The sequence below is a fragment of the Pseudaminobacter soli (ex Zhang et al. 2022) genome (genome assembly GCF_014595955.1).
Taxonomy (GTDB): Bacteria; Pseudomonadota; Alphaproteobacteria; order Rhizobiales; family Rhizobiaceae; genus Kumtagia; species Kumtagia pseudosoli.
Genome location: NZ_JABVCF010000036.1, coordinates 1 through 5774, shown reverse-complemented (window position 1 = coordinate 5774; position 5774 = coordinate 1). Strand labels below are relative to the sequence as shown.

Annotated in this window: 7 protein-coding genes; 4 read left to right on the top strand and 3 right to left on the bottom strand. The window is 59.3% G+C overall.

Annotated elements, in window-relative coordinates; translation table 11 throughout:
• Positions 1-481: 481 nt before the first annotated feature.
• Both HUI96_RS30000 and HUI96_RS28925 read right to left on the bottom strand, forming a co-directional pair.
• Positions 482-685, bottom strand: a complete 204-nt coding sequence (locus HUI96_RS30000; RefSeq protein ID WP_188258158.1) for a GNAT family N-acetyltransferase — start codon at positions 683-685, stop codon at positions 482-484.
• A 143-nt stretch (positions 686-828) separates the two neighbouring features.
• Positions 829-1278, bottom strand: a complete 450-nt coding sequence (locus tag HUI96_RS28925) for a MucR family transcriptional regulator (protein ID WP_188258157.1) — start codon at positions 1276-1278, stop codon at positions 829-831.
• 635 nt (positions 1279-1913) lie between these two features.
• Here HUI96_RS28925 and HUI96_RS28920 point away from each other — a divergent pair.
• From HUI96_RS28920 to rpsU, 4 genes are all read left to right on the top strand, one after another.
• Entirely contained in the window at positions 1914-2216 is a 303-nt protein-coding gene (locus HUI96_RS28920) for a PilZ domain-containing protein (protein ID WP_337918714.1), read from the top strand.
• Between the two features lie 744 nt (positions 2217-2960).
• Positions 2961-3224 (top strand): hypothetical protein, encoded by a 264-nt coding sequence (locus tag HUI96_RS28915; RefSeq protein WP_188258156.1) that lies wholly within the window; start codon positions 2961-2963, stop codon positions 3222-3224.
• Positions 3221-3589 (top strand): hypothetical protein, encoded by a 369-nt coding sequence (locus HUI96_RS29790; RefSeq protein ID WP_337918712.1) that lies wholly within the window; start codon positions 3221-3223, stop codon positions 3587-3589. The genes HUI96_RS28915 and HUI96_RS29790 overlap by 4 nt, the downstream gene beginning before the upstream one ends.
• A gap of 500 nt (positions 3590-4089) precedes the next feature.
• Positions 4090-4350, top strand: a complete 261-nt coding sequence (gene rpsU, locus HUI96_RS28905) for a 30S ribosomal protein S21 (RefSeq protein ID WP_188258154.1) — start codon at positions 4090-4092, stop codon at positions 4348-4350.
• An 897-nt stretch (positions 4351-5247) separates the two neighbouring features.
• On the opposite strand, the gene HUI96_RS28900 is transcribed toward rpsU, so the two are convergent.
• Positions 5248-5694 (bottom strand): DUF4337 domain-containing protein, encoded by a 447-nt coding sequence (locus HUI96_RS28900; RefSeq protein WP_237684468.1) that lies wholly within the window; start codon positions 5692-5694, stop codon positions 5248-5250.
• Positions 5695-5774 lie beyond the last annotated feature (80 nt).

The window sequence follows — 5774 nt, the reverse complement described above, 5'->3', positions numbered from 1 at the left end:
TATTCGGGTACTATAGCAGGTGAGCAAGCCTTTGAAAAGGCAAAGCAATTTCGCTGTTTTGCTTTTGTTTTCGCTCTAGTGCGATGACGATGACTATTTGGCCGCCTGCAATGCGGACCTTAACAAGGCCACCGACGGGGTCTCCTGCCGGCGTCCGCAATGGGTGAGATGCGGAATGACCGCTCTTGGGAGCATAGCAACATGCCCGACCGGACCACCGCGGACTGGTCGGAGGGTTGCCGCGTGTCGAAGTTTCCCCACATCAGCGAGCGAGCCGGCAGCGATGTGACCTCTTCGTTGATGGTTGATGACGCGGCCGACTATTCGGATGGATGCGCGGGCTTCAGATCAAGCCGCATTTCGGGATGCATCCTCGAAACCGAGTGAGTGATACACACCTTAGCCAGCTTCCCGACGCATGCAGGACCGCCTTGGTGCATCCGATGGTGCGCAGATAGTGCAGAGCGTCCTGAATCAGGAACTATGCGATACCTTGTCCGCGTGCGAACGGCACCACGTAGACGCTCCAGATATAACCGAACTTGCGAAATGACGGGATCGTGACGTCGGGATAGGGCAACCGCTGTACCTCGCAGGCCGCCGACCCGACAATCTGGTCGTCGAGGAGCGCCAGAAAGGCGCCCATTTTGTTGTGCTCGCGACCAGTGAGAATGAAATCTCTCACGCACTGCTCGGCGTCAGGGCGGATATTTGCGTCATCTACTCCGTAGCTCCCCAGGGTGAAGTCACTCCAGGAGTAGGGACCGTCGTCATCGAGGGTGGCGGGCGGGTGCTGATGCCGACAATGCCATCCCGCCAGGTCTCCGCTTACGCCTTACGCGTACGCTTGGCCTTTGCAGGCTTGACCTCTGGCGCGGGCTTCCGTCCAAGGCCCATGCTCTTAGCAAGCGCAGACCTCGCAGCCGCATAGCCGGGAGCAACCATAGGATAGTCGGAAGGCAGACCCCATTTCGCACGGTACTCGTCGGGGGTCATGCCGTGATGGGTCGACAGATGGCGCTTTAGAGATTTGAACTTCTTCCCGTCCTCGAGGCACACGATGTAATCGTCCGTCACCGACTTCTTGATCGGAACAGCGGGCTTCTTCGGCTCCTCGACCGCTTCCTGAGGAGCGGCTCCCAGCCTGGTTAAGGATGCGTGAACCTCAGAAATCAGCGAGGGTAGGGAAGAATGAGGAACGGCATTGTTCGATATGTAGGCCGATACAACGTCCGAAGTGAGACGGACCAGATCTTCATTACGTTCGTTAGGGGACACTGGTCACTCCATGGCAAGCGGCGTTGTTTGCCGTTTACCGACCTTGCGTGTTTTCGCAAGCCCAAATGCACCTTCTCCTGAATTCCGTTGAAGCGGATGATCCTCGCTATGCGAGCCTGGCCTGGCCGACATCAAAGGCGAGGTGTCGGTCAGTACGGCGCGTTCGGCGTTGTAGTCACTGCACAAGCGGCCCGGATTTATCTCGGGATAGCACTCTGGGCATGCTATTCGAACCGGACCCAGCCTATGCAAGCCTCTCGCGATGAACGTCATTCCAGTCCTGGCCTGAGCGGCAGTTCGACAACGGTGGTCAGGCCCTTGGCTGTCCGGAGAGCGGGCATTAACCATATTTTCGGATGTGTTGGCCATGTTAAAGCAGGCCGCGTTCAGGTGGTGCGTACGCGGCCAAGACTCCCTCACACGGCTCGGCAAGGCTGCTGAAAAAGGAAGCCGCCCGTATGAACACGCGCGGCTTGGAAGTAGGCGGCAGATGGAGACTGACCGTCTCTAGCAGCCGTTAACACTGGAGATGAGTGGGTCTTAGACAACCCGGCTTCGACAGTGCATGAGAAGGATTACCGGATCATGAGCGAAGACGAAATGGTCCGTTTGCGGGTCTGCCCGGGCAGGCCCTAATGGCTGTAATGAAGGACGCCTCCGACGAATCGACAGCTCGTGAGCACCGGCAACGCGTCCTCAAGGGAGCGACGATCATCATTGATCTGTCGAAGTCCGAAATCTCATGCACGATTCGAAACCAGCACTCGAATGGCGCTGAACTTCGCGTCCCCTTGGGCGTCGAGATTCCAACAGAATTCACTCTTTACGTCCCAACAGACGGAGTGGCCTACTATTCGAAGGTCAGATGGCGTCGAGGCGAACGCGTAGGAGTCCAGTTCACCGGCAGCGGGCCCAAGCCGAAGCATCACTACGGCTAAAAGCTGGATCAAGCCGACACGTGCTGTGCTTTAGCGGCGTCGGCCCGGCGTACCGCAGTCCATCCGGCTATGGCTGCGCGCTTTATGCGTCCACACCTAATTGGGAACCAAGTGGTCAGTAGTGCGTTTGCAGGGTTTTCAGCGGGCTGGCTGTGTCGGTGGGGAGCTTGGACGGGAATCACTAGGTGGGGAATTGTGGACAGGACTAGCCTCTATGATCGCGCTCGTGAGTTGGCGGCGAGCGGGCGGCATATCGACTGCATCACGATTGTTGCGGCCCTCACATCCGAAGGCTTCACGGAGGCGGCCGATGCCTTTGCAAACGGACAAGTGCGTTCGGAGCTGAGAAAGATCTGTCAGCAGCATTGGAGGCATGATGACCCCTCCAATCAGGAGACGGCGCGAAGCGCCCCGTCACATCGGTAAGTATCCTCTCGGGCTGACTCTGGCGTGCATCGCTCGAAATTTTTCGCCCAAGAAATAATATGCAGCGTGGCTTGCTTGAAACCTAATCAAGGCGCATATGTAGAACTCGTTGATTTGGCCGATTTGGCTTCGCGGTGTCAGAGACCCGCCATTTACCCCCGAATTGTCGATAGCAAACGCCGTGCGATACGGTGCGGCGTGTTACTTCATTCGAACCTGGAATGAACGCCGGCGCTGACCACGGATGTACTGGCAGCATCAGGCATCGTTCCAGTTCGGATGGACGATACGAGAGGCGAATCCGTGGAGGTCACCACCATGACCAGCCGCACCACACAGACCGTCGTAAGCTTCTCGTCCGTCTTCCTGCTGCCGGGTTTCGATGCGCCGCAACCGGCCGGTGACTACCGCGTCGATCATGATGAAGAATCGATAGAGGGCTTGTCCAGGATTGCCTGGCATCGCGTCGGCACATTCATCCATCTGCCTGGGATCGGCCAGCAAGGCGCGACGCACCAGATGGTACCGATCAATCCTGCGGACCTCGATGCCGCACTCGAAAAGGACCACAAGCAATCATGACCGCTGCAAGCACTCTTCAGCGCCATCCCCGTCCGATCCGCCGCGATCCCACGACGCATCTCTTTACTGTCGGGCAGGCTGTTCGGCTGAAGGGCGGGTTCGGGCAAACCTCACAGTTCGCGGACATCTATCGCATCACCGGCACACTCCCAGCGAGAGGAGAGTCGCCCCAATACCGCATCCGAAGCGACGACGAACGTCATGAGCGGGTGACGACGCAGGACAGTCTCGAACCGGTACGCATATCACCTGCCGGAGACGGCGCCGCTCTCATCGAAAGGACGTTCGGCCATGGCCAAGGGACAGAAACGCAGCAATCGCGAGATCCGAAAGCCGAAGCAGGAAAAGACTCCGCTCAAGCCTGAATCTTCATTCGGCAGCCAGCTCAAGGCAGCCGCCAATGCCAACATGCCGGGCCGATCCGACGTGAAGCGGTGAGGTACTGACACCCGACAAGATGATGTCGCTCAATCGCCGTTCGGTCTCGGGAAGCAGAATACACGCCGTATCCTCGGCACGCACACCCATGCAGCGGATACAGCGGCCGTGACGATTGCTTTCCCGAATGGGAGCCGCAGCTTCGACAAGGACAGGCGAGGTGTCCCCTTCGCCGGCCCGACAGCGTGGCTGCTGATCAATACAGTTGCCACGGCGCGCGCTATCATCAACGCCGAAGCCGGGGCGAACAAGGGCCAAGACGGATCGGTTGCGAGAGCTTCGACTCGCAAGAGAAGCAACCGCTCCTTCGCCCGCCCCAAAGACGCCGCGTGGCCGCAAGGCTCCGTCTCGCTGACGGGCCACTCGACTGTCGTGTTCCGCCGTGCAGTCGCTCGGGCAAAACGCTCCACCCTGGAAAGGATGCATCTTGCAAGTACTCGTTCGTGACAACAACGTCGACCAGGCACTCCGCGTGCTCAAGAAGAAGCTGCAGCGCGAGGGCGTGCTGAGAGAACTGAAGCAGCGCCGCGCTTACGAGAAGCCATCCGAGAAGCGGGTGCGCGAGAAGGCCGAAGCGGTTCGACGCAGAAGGAAGGCAACTCGTAAGCAGGCCCAGCGCGAAGGCCTACTGCCCATGCCCAAGAAGAAGATCATGATCGGCCGGCCGCGCGGCAGGCCAGCCGCCTGATCTGATATTGCGTTCGCCCGCCGACGCCGCGACTGGCCTGGCCGTTTCTGTTTCCGCGGCATCATCGATCAGACGCTGACGCTATGCGGGTTTTGCGCGACACGCGTCCTTCGATTGCTATCGAGTGGTCTGGCCGCTGCCAAGAGCAGCTGAGGCGGCGGGGACAACAACGTGTCCATAGTCAGGGCTTGCGCGTAGGGCAGGCGCACTTTCACGATACTTCAGTATTCATCCACGTCTCTCCCGGTGTACGTCGTTCCAGTCCTGCCCCGACCTGGGCGGCAAGTTCGACCACGGTGGTGAGGCCCTTTGCTCTCAGCCGGAGAGCGGGATGCGATAGCAAAGACCCGGCTCAGTGGGCCTGCCGGAAAGCATTAACCATATTTTCGGATGTGTTGGTAAGGGTGAAGCAGGCCGCGTTTAAACTCCCTCACGCGATTGCCAGCGGCGCCCCTCTTGCTGGTCGCGCTGCTGTCTATGGTCGCGTGCCAGAAAGGTCTCCTCATCATTCTACGGCGGCGACTACGATACTTTCGGCAAGACACAGATTTGCGAGATCTGGTACGCACCAGCGCGCTGAGGTGAGGCTCAGCGGGTAAGGCGTGACAGGCATCATCGTCTAGCAATGGCTGACCGCTCGCTCCCCACCCCGGCTTGGCGATTGTCTTCGCTGGTTTGCGCAGCCTTTTCCAGGCCGCGACAATCCGGACCTGCGGCAGATAGCCTGTTGCCGGATGCCTGCCGGGTACTTAGATGCACCCCTGTCGGCCGTCTACTCCTCCCAGATGAGACCCGACATCCGATAGCGGCGCATCCTCCTCCCGCGCCGCGTTCGATTTGAGCCCGTTGCCACCTCCTCCCCGGCAGCGGGCTCTCTAGTTTCCTGCATGAGTGACGCTAACCTGCGACCACTGCCCAGACGAAGACTCCGGCGCCGACAAGCCCCAACGCTGTCGAGCCCAGCCACGCTAGTCGCTTTCGCGTCAATGCAGCCACGGCGCCTAGGGCAATCGCGACCTGCAACAGTGCTACGGTATAAGCGAAGAAATGGTGGCGACGGATCAGGTCATCAGCGACCGCGTTCTTCTCATCTCGCTGCTGTTCGAATGCTTGGGCCCTATTTTGAGATGCCTGCTGCTCGTCCTTGTAGCGCGAGAGGTCCCTTTCGAAGTCTGCAGAAGCCGGCTTCTGCATGCCGGCAAGAACAGCTTTCTGGGATTCCAGAACGACGGCCTTGATGCCTTTGGCCTGGTAGTACGCCCACTGGTCAGACGCTTGCGCCTGTAGCTGCGCAGCTTCGGTTTTGAGCGCGAGCGCCTCATTCACCGCACTGCCGGCCAGCAATGATGTGAATCGGCGTGCAATTTTGACCCCTTAGCAGGGAGGATCGGCGTCCAAAATTGACCCCCCTCATTCAGTCGATC

Coding starts and splice junctions, on each gene's coding strand:
- HUI96_RS28920 (WP_337918714.1), top strand. CDS start 1,914: ATGGCTGTAATGAAGGACGCCTCCGACGAATCGACAGCTCGTGAGCAC.
- HUI96_RS28915 (WP_188258156.1), top strand. CDS start 2,961: ATGACCAGCCGCACCACACAGACCGTCGTAAGCTTCTCGTCCGTCTTC.
- HUI96_RS29790 (WP_337918712.1), top strand. CDS start 3,221: ATGACCGCTGCAAGCACTCTTCAGCGCCATCCCCGTCCGATCCGCCGC.